Annotated in this window: 15 protein-coding genes; 5 read left to right on the forward strand and 10 right to left on the reverse strand. The window is 41.4% G+C overall.

What is annotated here, in order from left to right; translation table 11 throughout:
• Window positions 1-39: 39 nt before the first annotated feature.
• The 6 genes from C9J12_RS11050 to hinT all read right to left on the reverse strand — a co-directional run bounded on the left by C9J12_RS11050 (window position 40) and on the right by hinT (window position 4,924).
• Entirely contained in the window at window positions 40-849 is an 810-nt protein-coding gene (locus tag C9J12_RS11050) for a DUF6279 family lipoprotein (RefSeq protein WP_227876330.1), read from the reverse strand.
• Between the two features lie 137 nt (window positions 850-986).
• Window positions 987-1,874: a phosphotransferase gene (locus tag C9J12_RS11055; RefSeq protein ID WP_107242767.1), complete on the reverse strand. Its 888-nt coding sequence runs from the start codon at window positions 1,872-1,874 to the stop codon at window positions 987-989.
• 127 nt (window positions 1,875-2,001) lie between these two features.
• Window positions 2,002-2,595, reverse strand: coding sequence for a penicillin-binding protein activator LpoB (gene lpoB, locus C9J12_RS11060; RefSeq protein ID WP_006233552.1), 594 nt, complete (start codon window positions 2,593-2,595; stop codon window positions 2,002-2,004).
• Between the two features lie 23 nt (window positions 2,596-2,618).
• The gene (locus tag C9J12_RS11065; RefSeq protein WP_107242768.1) at window positions 2,619-3,005 is read right to left on the reverse strand and encodes a YcfL family protein; all 387 of its coding nucleotides are present in this window, start codon (window positions 3,003-3,005) and stop codon (window positions 2,619-2,621) included.
• Complete coding sequence (locus C9J12_RS11070) at window positions 3,005-4,399, reverse strand: COG3014 family protein (RefSeq protein ID WP_170111763.1); 1,395 nt, start codon at window positions 4,397-4,399, stop codon at window positions 3,005-3,007. Before C9J12_RS11070 ends, C9J12_RS11065 begins: the two co-directional genes overlap by 1 nt.
• Before the next feature lie 174 nt (window positions 4,400-4,573).
• A complete protein-coding gene (gene hinT, locus C9J12_RS11075; RefSeq protein ID WP_107242770.1) occupies window positions 4,574-4,924 on the reverse strand; it encodes a purine nucleoside phosphoramidase in 351 nt (116 codons plus the stop codon).
• A 386-nt stretch (window positions 4,925-5,310) separates the two neighbouring features.
• Here hinT and C9J12_RS11080 point away from each other — a divergent pair, with 386 nt between their 5' ends.
• Both C9J12_RS11080 and pyrC read left to right on the forward strand, forming a co-directional pair.
• On the forward strand, window positions 5,311-7,314 hold the full coding sequence (locus C9J12_RS11080) for a methyl-accepting chemotaxis protein (protein WP_107242771.1): 2,004 nt from the start codon (window positions 5,311-5,313) through the stop codon (window positions 7,312-7,314).
• 294 nt (window positions 7,315-7,608) lie between these two features.
• Window positions 7,609-8,637 carry a dihydroorotase gene (gene pyrC / locus C9J12_RS11085; RefSeq protein WP_107242772.1) on the forward strand — a complete coding sequence of 343 codons (1,029 nt, stop codon included), beginning with the start codon at window positions 7,609-7,611 and terminating at the stop codon, window positions 8,635-8,637.
• Window positions 8,638-8,759: 122 nt separating this feature from the next.
• On the opposite strand, the gene C9J12_RS11090 is transcribed toward pyrC, so the two are convergent.
• From C9J12_RS11090 to C9J12_RS11105, 4 genes are all read right to left on the reverse strand, one after another.
• Window positions 8,760-11,828 (reverse strand): efflux RND transporter permease subunit, encoded by a 3,069-nt coding sequence (locus C9J12_RS11090; protein WP_107242773.1) that lies wholly within the window; start codon window positions 11,826-11,828, stop codon window positions 8,760-8,762.
• Window positions 11,828-12,916, reverse strand: coding sequence for an efflux RND transporter periplasmic adaptor subunit (locus C9J12_RS11095; protein WP_107242774.1), 1,089 nt, complete (start codon window positions 12,914-12,916; stop codon window positions 11,828-11,830). The genes C9J12_RS11090 and C9J12_RS11095 overlap by 1 nt, the downstream gene beginning before the upstream one ends.
• Window position 12,917: 1 nt before the next feature.
• Window positions 12,918-13,952, reverse strand: a complete 1,035-nt coding sequence (locus C9J12_RS11100) for an efflux RND transporter periplasmic adaptor subunit (RefSeq protein ID WP_107242775.1) — start codon at window positions 13,950-13,952, stop codon at window positions 12,918-12,920.
• A 350-nt stretch (window positions 13,953-14,302) separates the two neighbouring features.
• Window positions 14,303-15,811, reverse strand: a complete 1,509-nt coding sequence (locus tag C9J12_RS11105) for a fumarate hydratase (protein WP_107242776.1) — start codon at window positions 15,809-15,811, stop codon at window positions 14,303-14,305.
• Window positions 15,812-16,126: 315 nt separating this feature from the next.
• On the opposite strand from C9J12_RS11105, the gene pabB reads away from it, so the two are divergent.
• The 3 genes from pabB (at window position 16,127) to C9J12_RS11120 (ending at window position 19,687) form a co-directional block, all read left to right on the forward strand.
• Window positions 16,127-17,530, forward strand: coding sequence for an aminodeoxychorismate synthase component I (gene pabB / locus C9J12_RS11110; protein ID WP_107242777.1), 1,404 nt, complete (start codon window positions 16,127-16,129; stop codon window positions 17,528-17,530).
• Window positions 17,531-17,642: 112 nt separating this feature from the next.
• Window positions 17,643-18,242, forward strand: a complete 600-nt coding sequence (locus C9J12_RS11115) for a CoA pyrophosphatase (protein WP_107242778.1) — start codon at window positions 17,643-17,645, stop codon at window positions 18,240-18,242.
• A gap of 191 nt (window positions 18,243-18,433) precedes the next feature.
• Window positions 18,434-19,687: an aromatic amino acid transport family protein gene (locus C9J12_RS11120; RefSeq protein ID WP_107242779.1), complete on the forward strand. Its 1,254-nt coding sequence runs from the start codon at window positions 18,434-18,436 to the stop codon at window positions 19,685-19,687.
• The last annotated feature ends 185 nt before the right edge of the window (window positions 19,688-19,872 follow it).

Below are 19,872 nucleotides of genomic sequence, written 5' to 3' on the forward strand. Positions count from 1 at the left end.
AGGCTGAAATTGAAAACTATGACTCCGTTTGCAAAAACATCATTTTTCATTGATCAACATAGCGGTATCTTTTCGCATATCAACCAGCCTACTATTCAAATAATGTGTCTGTTTACTACTTAGAGTATGGTTTAATCGACGTAATACATCGAAGCGCCTCGTTAAATAAACATTAACATCAAGTTGTACACTGGCATTTTCGAAAGCGATCAACTGCTGTAATAACACATTCAGTTTAGATTCGAAATCTGGATTATCTCGATTTTTTATTAGTTCTTGCCAATCACGAAGAAAATCACGCCATATTGAAAAGAATATAGGCTCCATTTCAACCTGATATTCAGTCAATTCAAGCAATATCGCTTTTTGCTTATTAGACAAAGAGCCTATCCAACCACGGGCTGCATCTTGTAATTTATCACGCCGAATAACTATTTTGTCCTTGGGCGATAATTTCTTTCTTTTTGCTATGACCTGCTCTATTTTTTTCTCTACGTTCTGATTTAGCTCATTAATTTGACTAGCACTTAACGATTGAATCATTGCAGCAAAAGGTTTAGACAAAACACTTGTAGACTCTTTACCAGCCTCAGTGAATTTTAAATAATAGCCGCGAATTTGATTAAAGCTAAGCGGTTTAGCCAAGTCAGCTTGCAGTTCATCAATTAAGCGGTGGAATTTAGGCAGCTCTTTGTTGCGGTGCATCACCAAAGCGATATCTAGATTTCTTTCAAATGCACGTTCTTGCGTTGAGTTAAGGCTGACATAATCTGCAAGATAATAGGTAATCCAAAAATTCAATGTATTGTAGCCAAGCCGTAGCGTACACCCAGTAAGCAATATAATCATAAGTAAACAACACACCCATCGTGTTCGATTTTTAGTCATTCGTAGATAATACCCAGCTCAATTGATATATAAACTATATACCCAAGTAAGCTCTAGATACTCGATTCAGAGAGAATTGATTCAATAAGCAGTCGTTATTATACGGTAAGCGCAGTAAGCAGCTGCAAGGCTTGCTCTGTGTATGTGTCATCCTGCCAAAGCTCTGCCCCAACAAGAAACCACAATAAAGCCAAGAGTTCACACCACGGTTGCCACAATGCTATCGCGTTATGCCATGCCTGAGTGCCTGTTATCTGAAGCGCTGAACAATATGCATTCACAGCCATTAAAGGATCTAGCCCGTTGGCATTAATGGTTAACGCAAGATCTAATGATGGGTCACCAGCTGCAGCATACTCCCAATCAATGATCTTATACCCACCGTCTTCTGTTTGAATAATGTTGTAACGGCCTAAATCATGATGGCAACACGTATCAGCAAAGCCAATTGGCAATGCTTTATGTTGGAAATCAGCATATACAGACTGAAGAAGAGGCGTTTTTACATGTTCAGGTATGAACTGCCAATAATGTTCAATTTTTGATTTTACATCTAACCGCCAAGCAGGTACTGGGAGTCGATGCACCCTCGCTTGCAATGCCATTAAATCAACATCAGATAACAATGGGTGTTGGTGCCCAATCACCCATTCAACTAATAAGCCGCTCTCTAATAACCGATACGGTGCAGGAGCGACATGCTGAGACTGAATTAATGACAGTATTTGGTATTCGTGTTGACGAGAAACCCCAAAAGCACGGGATGAAGCCGCATTCGGTCGCCAAACATACTGATGAATCGTCGAGGTTGTTGGCTGAGGTGTCGAACGCAGAGAAGGTGGAAAGCTGTCAGGTTTGTGTAGCGGCATATGATGCCGTAATTCAAGCAACCAACATCGATTGCTAAGACCGCCCGAAAGCGGCTTTGCAGTAACAAATTCAACATCGGTTAGAGCACTAAGCACTGATTGATCGAATGATTCCACTTATACCAAGCCCATTAATTATCTGACCGTTCTAAGAAAATTAGGTTATTCCTGCTCATTAATATCGACCTACATAACGAACAAGCAATAACCTAAATCATTTATCACTGGTGTTAATTAACTGAGATTACCAACCAAGAAAGCTTTTAGCTTCTTGCTTACGAATTTCAGTTTCATCTGCCCACTCAATCAGACCTGTTTTCAGATCCATTAGACGCATTGTCATTTTGTAGTAAACGTCTTTATCGCTACCAGCTTGTTTCACAATGCTTGATAGGTTGCCGTACAGCATGTACTGAGCACCAACCATTTGACCAAACTGAATCGCAGTGCTTTGGTTCACTAGCTCGTCATCATTTTGGAAGTTAAGTTGCTTACGTACTGCTTCAACACGCGTCATATCAACAAAACGGAACTTACCAGAGTTAAGTAAACGTGTACTGATCGAATCGGTTACAGATTCGGTATCAATGTGCTCACTGGTTTTGTTCTTGATGCTATCAACAACAATAATTGGACGCTGATTCGCACCAGTAATCGCCGCAACAGAGCCAGACGCTAGCATGCTATCTGTCATCTCTTCTGCTATCTTCTGCAGATCAGTTGAACCAAACTCAATCGTTGTTGTTTCTGCCTGCTGCGCATCGCCATAGCTAACCTTTTGCGCACAACCACCTAATAAAACAGCGACACCCAATACAGCAATAATGCTTTTTTTCATTTTCTTACCTTCAATGGTTGTAATTAATAACTAGCTTCTCGAATATAAATACGGTATTGCTTGGCTTCTAGGCTTCTTGCCATTGCTTGCAATGTCATGGTGTCTTTGCCGTGTAAGACAAACTGGCGCCAAGGTGAATCACTACCACTGATCTCTAAGCCTTGACCGTCATACCAGTAAAAACGATATTGTAACTCTAAATCACTACTGATTTTGCTTGTTACAGGTACGCCTGCTTTCATTAAGCCATTATTATGACCAACTGTTGCACGTTCAATGGATAAGCGATTCGCCAGTGATGAATTACCAATAACGACATTTTGGTTACTACTTTCAATACTGATGCCCGATGTAGTTGTACTACAGGCAGTGAGTGCGAAAGCGAATAACAATATGGATAAATATTTCATTAGATTCCTCCTAATAGCGTCGACCACCAGCTAATCTGATTACCTTGCCGAGACACCCAAACCATGGTTGTTCGATTAGCTTTCACATCGACATTCAATTGCTGTCCATTCCAACTTAAGTTATGCGCTCCAGCACTTAAGTCCTTATGATAGATATCCACATTTGCAGGTAACGACTGCCAACTTCGGGTATCTGGTTGCTCTGTTAAGGTATTAAAGATATTGGCTAAAATATTGCCAACATCATTTCCTTTGCTTGATGCTGTTTTACGTACTTCATTTTTAGCCAATACGCGTAATGATTGTCGAACAACAATGGCGGGTAGTGCTTCGTTTAAGCTATTTTTTGCCATATCGTTCACGCTCGTGACTTGCCCGCCATTCACTGGCTGGTTGTCTAACTTTAATGGTGTAAAACGTTTAACTGGTTTATTCGAATAGTAAGGTAATGCTAAGTTGTATATCGCACCATCACCACGGCTATCAGGTAACCATAATGGCAACCGCCAATTATCAAGCGCTTGTACCACACCTTGCTCATCAAAAATAACAACACGACCATTGCCTTGCACTGGCTTTTCATACTTGCCATAACGTGCTTGTAAGGTCGGTAAATCGTTTGTCATATTCAAAGCTGTTGCTACACGTAAAACGGTATTCGCTATAAAGGTATTATTCGGTGCAACTGCAAAAGCACGCTTGTAATCAATATAGGCGTCGTTCAAATTGCCATCGGCTTCATACAACACCCCTGACAGATAGAATAAGTAACCATTTTGCACCTGACCAAGTTTTTTTCCTGCATCAGGATAACGAGCGAGTACAGCGCCAACATTATTGCTAATGCCTTTTTTCTGTACTTCTTTTTCTGCACTCTTTAATTGTGCCTCACGCTGCTTACGTGCCGCTTCTTGCACCTGATTGGCACGACGAACTTCAATTAAGGCACCTTCAAGCTTTTTTTGCTCAAGATAATTCAATGCTAAATAAAGATGTAAAAAGCCCAGCTCATAATCGGCAGGCTCATAGGTGATCATATTATCGTTTGTTAACAAAGCTCCCGCCTGATTCAAGCCTTCCGAAACCTGAATGGTTGCTTGGCGTTGCTGCTCTTTCACTGCCATATCGGCACGCTGAAAAGCACCAAAACTGGTTGGATATTGCTGAGCAACAAAACTTATTCGACCGCGCTCCATGCCATCAAGAATATCCCCTGCTGGAGCATCGGGTAGTGCATCAACAGCTTTACTATATAAACCTTGCTCAAGCGCCAAGTGCGAATCAGCATTTGCAGCACTATAATGGCTAAATAAATTCTGTGTAGATAAGTTAGCACAGGCCATCAAACTGAAAGAAAGCAGCACTACTGTGGCATGTTTAAACATGAATTTGATAACCACATCCTATGAAAAATCCTGAGATATTAGAATACTAGCCCTGTTTCGATTAAAACGAAAAAGGCTGACGAATATACCCAAGTTTAGCGATATAAAAATAGACAAAAGCCATCCGAAGTCACTTCAAGGTACACGTTTGCACCTTAAAGCGACTCGGGTATTACATTTACTTTACCCGACTAACATCGGCCCTAATGGACGACCACCCAGTAAATGCATATGAACATGGTAAACTTCTTGTCCACCATGTGGGTTACAATTCACAATTAAACGGTAACCATTTTCTGCAACACCCTCTTTCTCTGCTAGCTTACGTGCAACAGTGAACATGCGCCCCATCATTACTTCATCTTCAGCTTCTACATCATTCACTGTAGGAATAAGCTTATTAGGAATAATTAAGATATGGCTAGGTGCTCGTGGATTGATATCACGAAAAGCCGTGACCAAATCATCTTGATACAAGACATCTGCTGGAATTTCTTTGCGAATAATTTTACTGAAGATAGTTTCTTCTGCCATATCAAGCTCCGTTTAGATTAAAACTAACGTCATCAGTATGCTTGAGTAAAACGCACAGGGCAATATTGGACACTGTTTTAAACGTATTTACCAGTGAAATTTACATCAAATAATTTTTTTTTGATGCAGCCGTCAAAGTATGCGTTCAATCAATTACTTATTATCGAGGATGATAATAACGTTCTTAAAAAGACTGATAGAGTAATGAAAGGTCGATTTCCCCTTGTTTTTAACGACTTACTTTAGTGATTGAAAATCCAGCAGCAAGAATGATAAAAAGCCAATACAGACAAGTTCATACTATGTAATTAATAAAGCCTCATTCTAAATTAACGTTGTGAGTCAGCATTGAACGCTCACCTTGAAATATACTCTTTAGGGATATTATGAAATCAAAAAAACAAGCCTCAGTGATACAACGAATATATGCTGGGTTTGCGCTAATGGTCGCACTACTTATTGCCACCATTGTTCTGATGCTTGATGGAACAAGCCGCATTCATCAACAACTTGAATCTGTTACGACCAATGCACTCCCGCTTGTTTCCACTACAAACCAAACAAGTGTCAGTCTGCTAGCTGCCGATAAAATTTTTAAGGACTACCTTACCACGCAAGATCCCACTCGGATGCAAACCTATGATACTAACTTTACTCAAGCCCAAGACGCGTTTGTACAAGCAAGAGAGCAACTTGCTAAAGTGGCAAAAGGCAACCCAACATTAAATGCTTACCTTGAAGACCTCTCGGCATTAGAAGAGCGTTACTTCAACGAAGCACACAGTGCAATGAACAACTATCGTGTTCAATTACTCGCCCAAGAGGAACGCCAACAATCCACGCGCCGCTTTCAACAGCTACACACTGAACTCAATGTCCGTATGAAAGAATATATTGCTGATCAAGATAATCTTTCCGTAAAAATGATCGCAATGAGTTACTTTAATCAGCTAGCTAAAACGGAGACGATCACATCAGATGCCCTCGCAACTGAAGATATCGCTAAAATTGAAAAGGCGCTTAAAAATAACAGAAAATTCGTTAACCACCTTGGCCAATCATATCGAGCTCTTACATCCCAATTACCGGAAGTAAAACGCATTTTTGATAAAACCGTCGCTCAATACACGCTAGATATTGGGCAAAAAGGTGGAGTACTTGATCAGCACTATGAATATATAGAAGCAAGAAATCGTCTATACGACAATATTGCAGTGCTAGCCGCTGAAATTGATCAAGCAATGGTGTTACTTGATAACTTCAGAACGCTTGCGAATTCGCAGATGGATTCAGCCATAGAAAGTGCCAATAATACCTACAGCCAAGGCTATACCAACTCTATTTTAATCGGCATCTGTGTATCATTGCTGGCCATATTCATTGGTTGGTATCTTGCTGGTTGCGTTCGTAAACCTCTTGTATCAACGTTAAAAACATTAGAAGCCTTAACGAATGGTGATATGACCCAGCGAATCAACGGCAATACTTTTATTGAATTCGATAAATTAAGCCACCACATCAATACGCTGGCTGATAATTTACAAGAAATACTCAGAAAACTAAGCCAAGCATCAGAGGGACTAACAAAGGTTGCGGCAGAGAACCAAACAACAACGACAAAAGCAAAACACCGATTAAATGAACAACGTCAGCAAACAGCCTCTGTTGCAACGGCCATGACCGAAATGGAGCAATCTGTTACCGATGTGTCGTTAAGTGCACAGCAATCGATGGAGCGCGTACACGCAGTAGAAAAAGCATCGGAAGTCGGTCGTGATGTGATGAGCAAAAACATTCACACCGCACACCAACTTTCAGACCGTTTAGATGAATCCGTTCTTGCAGTCTCTAAACTACAAGAAATGAGTAGTAATATCGGTTCAATTCTTGATGTGATCCGAAACATTGCTGATCAAACCAATTTACTTGCATTGAATGCGGCAATCGAAGCAGCACGAGCCGGTGATCAAGGTCGAGGTTTTGCAGTCGTCGCCGATGAAGTCAGAGTGCTGGCTAAACGCACCACTGATTCAACATCTGAAATTGAAAAGATGATTCAAAGTTTACAATCAAGTTCGGGACAAGCGGTTAGCGTCATGCAAACTTGTGTAACTGAAATGACAAGCAGTATTACACAAGCCTCTGATGCCAATGGTGCAATGGAAGAAATTCAAGCACTTATCATGGAAATCAGTCAGATGAGTGCCCAAATAGCTCAAGCATCTGAAGAACAGCAATGTACGACAGGTTCTATCGCGCGCAGCCTTGAAGATATCAGTCATATTGCCGATGCAAACTTTAGCTCAATGGAAGAAGTGGCAGAGGCCAGCTCTAAACTTGATGAACTTGCCAATCAGCAAAATACACTGGTACACCGATTTAAACTCTAAAACCAGCAACGCATCATAAACTAAAAAACACCACTATTAAGGTCAGCATATGCTGACCTTTTTACTTTACAGCCACCATGAATATACCCAAGTCACTTCAAGACACTCCCAAAGGCGAGTTTTGAAGTGGCTGGGATATAAATTGGAATTATGCTCATTCAACTAAACTTATATTAGGTTAAAGCCAAACGATTGCGTTATTAATCAACAATTGCTGGTTAGTGCGATAATTGACCTTTACTTAGTACGTGTATGCTTTTAGAATCGGGCGAATTTTTTGGGAGGGAAGAAAATATGACAACGATTACAATTACACGTCCTGACGACTGGCATGTGCATTTACGCGATGGCGACGTATTAAAAGATACTGTTCGTGACATCAGCCGGTATATGGGACGAGCGATAATCATGCCTAACTTGATCCCACCCGTTATTGATACAGAATCGGCACTATCTTACCGCGAACGTATTATTGCCCAAGGCCCTCAGGGCAACTTCTCTCCTCTTATGGTTATCTATTTAACCGACAATACTTCCGCAGAAGAAATCCACAAAGCTAAAGCATCTGGCCATGTATACGCTGCCAAACTTTACCCTGCTGGTGCAACCACCAATTCAGATTCGGGCGTAACATCAATTGACCATATTCGTCCTGCGCTTCAAGCAATGCAAGAAGCAGGCATGCCATTACTTATTCATGGTGAAGTAACCGCTCACGATATCGATATTTTCGACCGTGAAAAAGTCTTTCTAGAGACAGTTTTAGCACCGATTGTTGAACAATTCCCAGATCTTAAAATGGTATTGGAACATATCACAACAGCAGATGCCGTTGAGTTTGTAACCCATGCAGGCCCTAACGTTGGGGCAACGATTACCGCTCATCATCTTATGTTTAACCGTAACCATATGTTGGTAGGTGGCATTCGCCCGCATTTCTATTGCTTACCGATTCTAAAGCGTAATATTCATCAAGACGCACTGGTTAAAGCAGCAACAAGCGGCAGCCCTAAATTCTTCTTAGGTACCGACTCTGCGCCGCATGCACAAGGGCGTAAAGAATCAGCTTGTGGTTGTGCAGGCTCTTACACGGCGCACGCGGCAATCGAGCTGTATGCTGAAGTATTCGAAGCAGCAGACGCTTTAGATAAATTAGAAGCATTCTCAAGCTTTAATGGTCCTGACTTTTACAACCTTCCACGTAATACAGACACCATTACACTCAAAAAAGAAAGCTGGAATGTGCCTGAAACAATGGCCTTTGGTGGCGATGAAGTGGTGCCAATCCGTGCTGGCGAAGCAATGCTATGGAAAGTTATCTAGCCTATAGCCATAATATGGCACTGCCTTTGATATTAAAAAATTTCGATTGATATAAAATTCACAGATACAAAAAGGGCTCCTGCAGGAGCCCTTTTTATTGCTTCAATATAAAGCGCTAAGCACTATTGCGCTTCAGGCACTTTGAGTTGATGGAACATACGGTATAACACAGGAACAACAATCAGAGTGAGTACTGTCGCAAACCCAAGACCAAACATAATGGTAACGGCCATTGGCTTAAAGAACACATCAGGTAAGAGAGGGATCATACCCAATACCGTTGTTATCGCAGCCATACATACAGGACGAACACGGCTCACCGCCGCATCAACCACCGCTTGGTATTTATCTTTACCACTGCTAATTTCAATCTCGATTTGATCAAGCAGTACAATACCATTTTTAACAAGCATTCCTGATAGACTCAAAAAGCCCAGCAACGCCATAAAACCAAACGGCGTATTCAAGATAAGTAGCCCTGTTGTTACACCAATAATGGCAAGCGGAACTGTTGCCCATACAATCACAGCCTCTTTAACTTTGTTAAACAAGAAGATAGTGATTAAGAACATGAACAAATAACCCATTGGCATTGTTTGGAATAACGATGCTTTGGCATCTGCCGATGATTCATATTCCCCGCCCCACTCTAGTGAATAACCAGAAGGAAAATCTAATGCTTCAATTTTTGGTTGAATTCGAGCTTGCAGTGTCGCAGCCGTTTCATCTCCCAGTGGATCAGGGTCAGCCATAATCGTTAGCATACGCTTACGGTTTTTACGTACCACTAACGGATCTTCCCATTTAACATTGACGCCTAGCATCACTTGTTGCAATGGAACATAACCTTGAATTGCAGGGCTCCAAATCTTCATGCCTTCGATGCTACTTACATCAACACGTTCTTGCTCAGGTAAACGTGCAACAATCGGCATTAAGTTTGTGCCATCACGATAAATACCGACAGATAACCCTGAAAATGCCATTTGTAATAAATCATCAACATTTTCTTTGGTTATACCATAACGACGTGCTTGGCTTTCGTTAAAGATAGGCTCGAGCACTTTTGTACGTTCACGCCAGTCATGACGTACGTTGAAAGCCCCCGGATCGGCTCTCATAATATCAAGCGATTGCTGGGCTAAACCACGAAGAACGGTTGGATCGGGGCCCACTAAACGCGCTTCAATTTTAGAACCAGATGAGGGACCTAATTCAATCCGTTTGAGTTTGTATTCAATATCAGGGTGGTTAGCATCTAACTCAGCACTCACTTTACGCAGCATCGGCATCACTGCATCATAATCATCGACACGTATAATCAGTTCACCGTACGACGAGTAACTCTTCTCTGGCGAATAGGTCAACATGAAACGCTGAGAACCTTTACCTGCACTTGAAGAGACATAACTGACCGTCTCTTGCTGATTAACCCATCCTTCCAATTCTTGTAGCTTATCGTTCGTTGAACGAATATCGGTGCCTTCAGGTAACCATACATCAACCATAAACATAGGTGTTGTTGATGACGGGAAGAACGACTGCTTCAATTGCGTAAAACCATATAGGCTGGCACCTAGCATCACAATCAATACGATCACGGTTGTCCATGCGTACTTCATGCACTTTTCTAGCGATTGCTTATATAAAACAAAGACCAGACCTTTATAAGGATCACTCTCTTCACCATCGCTATTGCTTTTAACTCCTTTGAAGAACATGTCAGCAAAAAATGGCGTCAACGATATTGCTGTAAACCAGCTAAGCATCAGTGATATTAACAACACGCTAAATAGCGTTGCACAATATTCACCCGTAGAATCTTGAGATAAGCCTATCGGTGCGAATGCTGTAACGGCAATCACCGTCGCCCCTAATAGTGGCCATTTTGTTTGGGTAACAATATCGGATGCAGCTTGCATCCTTGTTCGCCCTTTTTGTATTCCAATGAGAATACCTTCGACCACTACAATGGCATTATCCACCAGCATACCCAGCGCAATAACCAATGCCCCCAAAGAAATACGTTGTAGATCTATTGCCATTATGTTCATGAATACAAACGTACCCAATACTGTAAGCAACAGGATCAGGCCAATTAAGATACCTGAACGCATCCCCATAAAGAAAAGCAGTACAACAATAACAATCGCAACCGCTTGACCAAGGCTGACAATAAAGCCCTTTACAGATTGGTCGACTTCATCGGGTTGACTATAAACAGCACTAATATCAATACCAACAGGCTGTTGTTCTTTTAGCTCATTTAGACGCTGATAAACACCCTTACCTTTTTCTACAACGTTCACACCATCAATAAAGGATACACCTACATTAAGTGCAACTTTACCGTTATAGCTTACAAGGTTATCGGGTACCTCTTTAAAGCCACGCGTAATCGTTGCAACATCACGTAAATAAATTAAACCTTCAGCACCTGTGTCTGTAATAATTAAATCACCAAGGGCATCAACATCTTTAAATTCACCTGTTGGGTGAACGCGAATATATTCCGTCCCTATTTTTACTGCGCCCGCACTGGTTACCAAATTCTGTGTGGCTAAGGTGCTATAGATTGTCTCCAGTGAGATACCCAGATTACTCAAACGCTGCATTGAAATTTCAATGAATACTTGTTCTTGCTGGGTCCCCGAAACTGAAACCTTTCCCACCCCATCAACTAATTCAATTTCTCGCCGAAAATAATCGACATAGTCATTAAGTTCTTTATAGGAATACCCATCACCTGTTATCGCCAGCATGATGCCATATACATCACCAAAATCATCAATGATTGAAGGATCAGCCACGCCGGGTGGTAAGTTGGGTCTGATATCATTCACTTTTCGACGTAATTCATCCCAAATTTGGGGTAAATCATCAGGACCATAATTATTTTTCATGGTCACGGTGATCTGCGATAGACCTCGACTGGATACAGAGTTAACTTCATCAACATAGGTTAATTGCTGAATGGCTTTTTCTATTGGATAAGTGACTTCTTCTTCAACTTGAAGAGGTGTGGCACCAGGGTATGCTGTTACCACCATCGCGTCTTTGATCGTAAACGCGGGATCTTCCAACCTTCCGAGTCCGAAGAAAGCCATTGTGCCGCCGATCAGAAAGATCAGGGTAATCATCCAACTAACAACTTTATTCTTTATAAAATAGGCTGCGATATCTTGCTTCATTATTGTCCAGCCTCCATGCTAATAACTTTAATTTGCTGTCCGGCACGTAAACGATTACCACCCGCTACAACAATGGTTTCACCCTGCTCTATTCCAGATTGTACTCGAGCACCTTCTGGTACAACTTTGTCGGTTGTTATACGGCGTTTCTCTACCGTCATGTCTTCTTTAACGACCCATACAAACTTATCGGTAAGCACTAAATCATCACCGTCTTCATTAAAAATGGCTTCTAACGGAATAACTGGTTCGCCTTTTTTGTAGATATTCAACTTTTGAGCATCAGCTCTTACTTCAACAGCCATACCATCTAGAATAAAGTTATCAGCAGGCATTGGCATGGTTAACGTCACAAGAAATGAACCAGACTCTGGATCAGGTTCTGTCGTGAATTCTTTCAACTTTGCTTTATATTCGTTACCATTTGACGTAATAACTCTAGCGTCAGGCTTTGACACATCAATTTCGATTGCAGAGCTTTTTGAATAGATTAAATCGGGCGCTTGAATATGGATATCCACCATTTTGGCACTGTGAATATTCATGACCTGTTGACCTGCTTGCACGTTCTCAAATTGTTCAATTGGTACACGAGAAATAACCCCATTAAATGGGGCTTTAATTTGTGTAAATTTCAAATTCAGATTTGCTATATTCAACCTTGCACGTTCAATACGGCGTTGCGCTTTTAATTCGTCGAATTGTGATTGGGCAATGTATCCATTTTCAACAAGTTTTGCCGAACGTCGATACTGGCTATCAGCCACATTATATTTAGCCTGCGCATTATCAACTTCTAATCGATAATCAAGAGGGTCCAGTTCTGCTAATAGCTGCCCCTTTTTTACCAAATCACCAGGTCTTACTAATATATGGGTAATTTCACCTTGGATTCTAAAAGATAGGCTCGATTTATCAGCGGCCGCAGCAACGGCAGGAAAGGTCAATTGAGGCGCTTCTGCAGCCAATGCCACAGTCTCAACATAAACGGGTTGAACACGCTGTATACTCTCGATAACAGTTTTTTCGCACCCCTGCAAAGCCAATGCAGATCCTATTGCTAGAACGATAAAGGATAGTTTTTTCATATTATAATCCTCGCTCCTTAATCCATTCCCGCACTTTCTGACCTTCTTGCAGTTCATTAATACCTGACGTTGCAATTGAATCGCCGTCGTTTAGACCTTTAATAACGTGCCTTTTATCATCTAATTCAACTTGCGTTTTATGAACGATACCGTCTTTATCAACAAGCCAAACATACATTGCATCTCCATCTTGCATGATGGCACGTTTAGAGATAGCACCTAAATTGCCTTGCGGAATTAAGACTTTGACTGCACCTGCCATACCAGGAAGAATATTTTTCCCTGTTGGGCGTTCCATCGATAAGGTAACAGTGTAACTTGACGTTTTTTTATCGGCTTCTGTATCTATTTCTTTAAATTGAGCAGGGTAAGTTTCACCAGGTATGGTATCGAAGATAACGCTTGGGTTTTGATCGTATTGACCTTGAAAACGACTAAACAGGTGTTCAGGCAATTGAAAAGTGACATTAATGATACCAGCACTTTGAATATGTAAAACGGGCTCTTTCATCATCACATATTCATAATTTTCAATAAGTGATAACGATAAAGTACCATCATAAGGCGCGACAAGTGTGGCATAACCTAAGTTAGATTGCTGCTTACTTAATGCTGCTTTTGCTTGCTTCAAGGCTGCTTTAGAGGTGTCATAATCAAGCTCTGAAACAACATTGGTTTTACGTAGTTCTTCATCACGTTTAAATTGAACATACGCGAGTTCATAATTTGCTTGCGCTTGTTCAACCAATAATAGAAATTCATCTTGATTCAAGGTGGCGAGTGTTTGCCCTCGCTTAACATCTGTACCAGGCTTCACATCAACAGATGAAAGTTGACCTGATACACGAAAAGCTAATACTGCTTTATCTCCAGCCTCAACAACGGCGGGAAATGTACGAAATGTTTGATTATCACCAACCAATACGGTTTGTAATTTCACTGGTCGAGAATCCGGTTCAGGAACCTCCACCTGTTTTTCACCACACCCTGCCAAAATGAAACATGACAGTAATGTGGCTGTTATTATGCGCCCCATAAACCTCTCCATCCTTATAATTTTTAGGCAATTCCTAATGCTTTATCTTATATGTCTCTAATTAGCCAAAGCTCAACACGAGCTTAAAATTCCATTCGTTAATAAAAAGACTACAAACACGTAGTGTAGTCAATAAAACCTAACAAAAATCCAACAAGCTACTAAAAAATAAGAAAAACAATAAAAGCTGGGAAGGTTAACAAGTTAAATGGGCGAATTCGATATTAAGGTGGGTTTATTCAGTAAAAATCAGAAACAAATAAATAACGAGATACAATACAATCGAATCGTATAAAAAAGGAGCCAATCGGCCCCTTTAAAAAAGTAAATTAGTATCAAATAGCTATAGATTAGACATCCATTTCAGCTATTTTGACTTTCCAAGTGTCTGGGCCTGTCTCGTGTGCATTAGTGCCGGCAGAATCAACCGCTACAGTCACAGGCATATCTTCAACTTCAAATTCGTAGATAGCCTCCATACCGAGATCTTCAAATGCAACTACACGTGCTTTCTTAATCGCTTTCGCAACCAAGTAAGCAGCACCGCCAACAGCCATTAAGTAAACGGCTTTATGTTCTTTAATCGACTCAATAGCCTTAGGTCCACGTTCAGCTTTACCAATCATACCCATTAAGCCAGCTTGACCTAACATCATATCGGTGAATTTATCCATACGCGTTGACGTTGTAGGACCAGCAGGACCCACTACCTCATCACGGACGGCATCGACTGGACCCACGTAATAAATAAAGCGGTTATTGAAATCTACAGGGAAATCTTCGCCGCGAGCCAACATATCTTGAATACGTTTATGCGCAGCATCACGACCTGTTAAGATTTTACCTGACAATAAAACCGTTTCGCCTGATTTCCATTCCTGAACATCAGCTTTAGTTATTTCATCAACGTTAACACGGCGAACACTCTCGCCGACTTCCCATGTCACTTCTGGCCAGTCTTCTAGCTTCGGTGGGGTTAATTCAGCAGGGCCTGTACCGTCAAGTGTAAAATGCACATGACGCGTAGCCGCACAGTTAGGGATCATGCAAACAGGCTTAGACGCAGCGTGTGTTGGTGCTGTTTTAATTTTCACATCAACAACTGTCGTTAATCCGCCCAGCCCTTGTGCACCAATACCCAATTTGTTCACACGGTTATAAATATCTAACCGTAATTCTTCTTCCGCATTTTGCGCGCCACGCTCTTGCAGCTCATGGATATCAATAGATTCCATCAACGACTCTTTTGCTAATACTGCTGCTTTTTCAGCCGTACCACCGATGCCTATGCCTAACATACCTGGTGGGCACCAACCCGCGCCCATTAGTGGCACTGTTTTTTCAATCCACTCAGCTACATCATCAGAAGGGTTTAGCATCACCATCTTCGTTTTATTTTCAGAACCGCCGCCTTTGGCTGCAATTTGAATATCAACTTTATTACCTGGCACCATATCAATATGAACAACTGCTGGCGTATTATCTTTCGTATTGGTACGCGTGCCAGCAGGATCGGCAACAACAGACGCTCGTAGGGGGTTGTCTGGGTTGTTATAAGCTTGACGGACACCTTCATCGACCATTTGCTGAACAGTAAGATCACCCTCCCACTGCACATTCATTCCGATTTTAACGAAACAGGTCACAATACCCGTATCTTGACAGATAGGACGCTTACCTTCTGCAGACATACGCGAATTGATCAAAATCTGTGCGATAGCATCTTTCGCAGCTTGACTCTGTTCTTTGTTATAAGCTTTTTCCAATGCTTGAACAAAATCAAGTGGATGGTAGTAAGATATGTACTGTAATGCATCAGCAACACTACTAATCACATCTTCTTTACGGATGACGGTCATAATTGCCCTCGTTGATTATTATAATTCCATGGCGCCCAGCTTTAATTCGTCACTACAAAATGCTTCCAATGTAGTGTGTGATTCTCATTTATAGCGGCAGTATATTGATTCATATAATCAATATGGCTCACCAAAATGCTATCACGCGGCCATGCTCCACATGACAAATGTCCATTTCACTTTATTTCTGTGTACCCTTTAGAAAATAAAACGCGATGGATCGTCCTTGGGCGTCGTAATAAAAGCTGTGGTTATGATACTCTTGCGCTCAACTTCGCGCTACGCGCCAATTGAATACCTGTCACAAAAAAGAAAATGATTTGTAAATCACACCCCAAACTAAGCATTGAGCAACTTGATTACAGCCCAGAAATGACTCTTGAGTGGTTTTCACCATTATCAAGTCTGCCGTGGGCGATGATATTACGTTCTGCTGCCAATAATCACCCAGATAATCGCTTTGATATTCTAGTTGCTGATCCTTTAGCCACTTTAGAGACACAAGGTGAAATAACCTGTATTAAATTTTTAAATGGTGATGAAAAAACTAGCACTGACGATCCATTTTATCTGCTTGAGCATATTCAACGAGATCTATTACCCTCACTTAACCCTATGACTGATGTGCCATTTATCGGCGGTGCACTGGGTTATTTTGCGTATGACCTAGGTCGACGGGTTGAAAAAATTGCCTCGTTGGCTGAACACGATATTTCTGCACCCGATATGGCAGTGGGTATTTATGATTGGGCATTGATTGCTGATCACCAAGAACAGACGCTCTTTTTAGTCTCTCCTTCTGGTAGTCAACGTTTAGAATGGCTAAAACAGCACAAAGAAAACAGTTTAACGCAGCATAAAAAAGACGTATTACAACAAGCTGAACATTTTTCATTAACAACTGATTGGTCTGCAAACATGACAATTAGCAGTTACTGCAACAAATTTGATCAAGTCCAAGAGTATTTACTCTCTGGTGATTGTTATCAAATTAACCTTGCACAGCGTTTTCAGGCTTCTTATCGCGGTGATGAATGGCAAGCTTACTTGCGTTTAGAGAAAACGAATGGTGCGCCTTTCTCTGGTTTTATCCGCACTGAACACGGTACTGTCTTGTCTGTGTCACCAGAACGTTTTCTCCAACATAACCAAGGTTACGTTGAAACGAAGCCGATCAAAGGTACGCGCCCACGCTCAGACAATGTAGAACAAGACCGAGCCTATGCCGACGATTTACGTCATGCTGAAAAAGATCGCTCAGAAAATTTGATGATTGTTGATTTGCTACGCAATGATATTGGACGAGTGGCTAAACCCGGTAGTGTCAAAGTGCCAAGCATTTTTGAAATCGAAAGTTTCCCCGCAGTTCATCACTTGGTTAGCACGGTAACAGGCGAACTAGACCAACAGTACTCGGCAACGGATTTATTACGTGCTTGTTTCCCCGGAGGCTCAATTACAGGCGCCCCAAAAGTGCGGGCTATGTCTATAATTGAAGAATTAGAACCGCATCGTCGTAGTATTTACTGTGGCAGCATTGGCTATATCAGCCGCTGTGGTCGCATGGACACTAGCATTACAATACGAACATTAGTCACTCAAAAACAGAAGATATACGCTTGGGCTGGTGGTGGAGTGGTTGCAGATAGCAAGTCTGACAGTGAATATCAGGAAACACTGGACAAACTAAGTAGAATTCTGCCAATCTTAAGACAGTAGTCTATTTTATTAACTACTCTATTACCAAATGACTTGGAATAGTAACATTGTAACTGCTTAGATCTCGTTCATCGCTAACAAGATAAGCAGTTACAGTAAACACGGACAGTTTATGATCAGTCAGCAACAAATATTAAGCCGCTTTATGCTTGCGCCAACCACGGATTATGACAAGAGTCATAATGAGCGTGTACGCCAGCATGTATCTGCTACAGATACTTTTAAGCTTGCGGCTGTGCTGATCCCTCTCGTTCCCCGTAATAACACCTACAATGTTGTATTAACTCGCCGTGCAAACCACTTAAAACACCATCCTGGTCAAATTGCTTTTCCTGGTGGTCGTCATGAAAGCTTCGATCAAGATTTAGCTGCTACCGCACTTCGCGAAACAGAAGAAGAGACTGGAATATTATGCAGCCGAAATCATATACTTGGGCAGCTGCCAGCTCTGCCTACAATAAGTGGATATATGGTGACACCATTCCTTTCAACAATAGCGGCAGATTACCAGCCAAAGCTTGACCCCAGCGAGGTTGATGAGTTATTCGAAGTCCCTATTCAGTACTTATTAAACCCAGTGAATATGCATAGCCAGCAATTCCAGATAAATGGCCACTTACACAATATTTATTCAATTCCATTCAGCAATTATTCAATTTGGGGAGCCACTGCCCAAATGATTAAGTTGTTATCAAAACAGCTTTGGTATTAAAAATACGCCTTCTAACACGTCATTTTCCCTAACTTCTTCGTAACACCTTACGTGATCAAGATCACCTTTAATTGTATTGCAAATATCACCAATTACATAACGGGATCAAGATCAAAGTTTTACTTCTGGAAATAGCGAAAATGCGCCCCGTTCCTAATTCCCGTTCCGTAAAACACTTTGGATAGATAATCATGCAAACCACTTCGAATACAGCAGCGACTACCGCAGCAAAAGCAAGTTGGACGTATAAAGATTTCACTTGGGCACTATCACTATTTGGCACAGCAGTAGGCGCTGGCGTTCTTTTCCTTCCAATTAAAGCGGGCGCTGGTGGCTTTTGGCCTCTAGTTATTCTGGCTCTTATTGCACTGCCAATGACTTGGTTTGCACATAAAGGTCTTGCTCGTTTCGTTCTTTCAGCAAAAAACCCTGAAGCAGATATCACTGATACTGTTGAAGAGCACTTCGGTAAGTCTGGCGCAAAAATCATCACTTTCGCTTACTTCTTTGCTATCTATCCGATTGTTCTAATATACGGTGTTGGTATCACAAACACGGTAGATTCTTTCCTAGTTAACCAAATGGGGATTGATTCAATTCCACGTTGGTTGCTATCTGGCGGCCTAATCATAGCAATGACTGCTGGTGTTGTGTTCGGTAAAGAACTGATGCTTAAAGCAACGTCTGCAATGGTTTACCCTCTAGTATTTATTCTACTAGCACTATCTATCTACCTAGTGCCTGAGTGGAATACAACAATGGTTTCTGTTAGCCCTGATTGGAGCTCTATGCCTTCGGTTATTTGGCTAGCAATTCCAATTATTGTTTTCTCTTTTAACCACAGCCCAATCATCAGCCAGTTCTCTAAAGAACAACGTCGCGTTTACGGTGAAGATGCAGTTAAAAAGACTGACATGATCACTGGCGGTGCAGCAATGATGCTTATGAGCTTCGTTATGTTCTTCGTATTCTCTGTTGTTCTTTCTCTATCACCAGAGCAACTAGCTATCGCACAAGAACAGAACATCAGTGTTCTATCGTACCTAGCGAACATTCACGAATCTCCGCTAATCTCAATTCTTGGTCCTCTAGTTGCTTTTGCTGCTATCACTTCAAGCTACTTCGGTCACTTCCTTGGTGCACATGAAGGTCTTGTTGGTCTAGCAAAATCTACCACTAAGATGCCAGTTAATAAAATTGAGAAAGTTTCTCTTGGTTTCATCGTTATTACAACTTGGATGGTTGCGGTAGTTAACCCAAGCATCCTTGGTATGATTGAAACGATGGGTGCACCGATGATCGCTGCAATTCTGTTCCTAATGCCTGTTTTTGCTATGTACAAAGTACCAGCAATGGCTAAGTACAAGACATCTGCACCGGTACAGGCTTTCACTGCTCTATGTGGTATTGCTGCGATTACTTCTGTAATCTACGGCGCATTATAAAAGATACATCTACTCTAGCCGTAATGAATGATCATTTACGGCTTTTTCTTCTGAAAAAATGTGCTACAACGCATAGTCTTCTAAGACAATTAGAGTAGAATAGACTACACAAAAGAGCAGTAAGCATTTGCCAACTGCTCTTTTTGCTTTTCTAGTGATCTCGCCAAGGAAGGGGCGGGAATTAT

The organism is Photobacterium frigidiphilum, assembly GCF_003025615.1.
Taxonomy (GTDB): Bacteria; Pseudomonadota; Gammaproteobacteria; order Enterobacterales; family Vibrionaceae; genus Photobacterium; species Photobacterium frigidiphilum.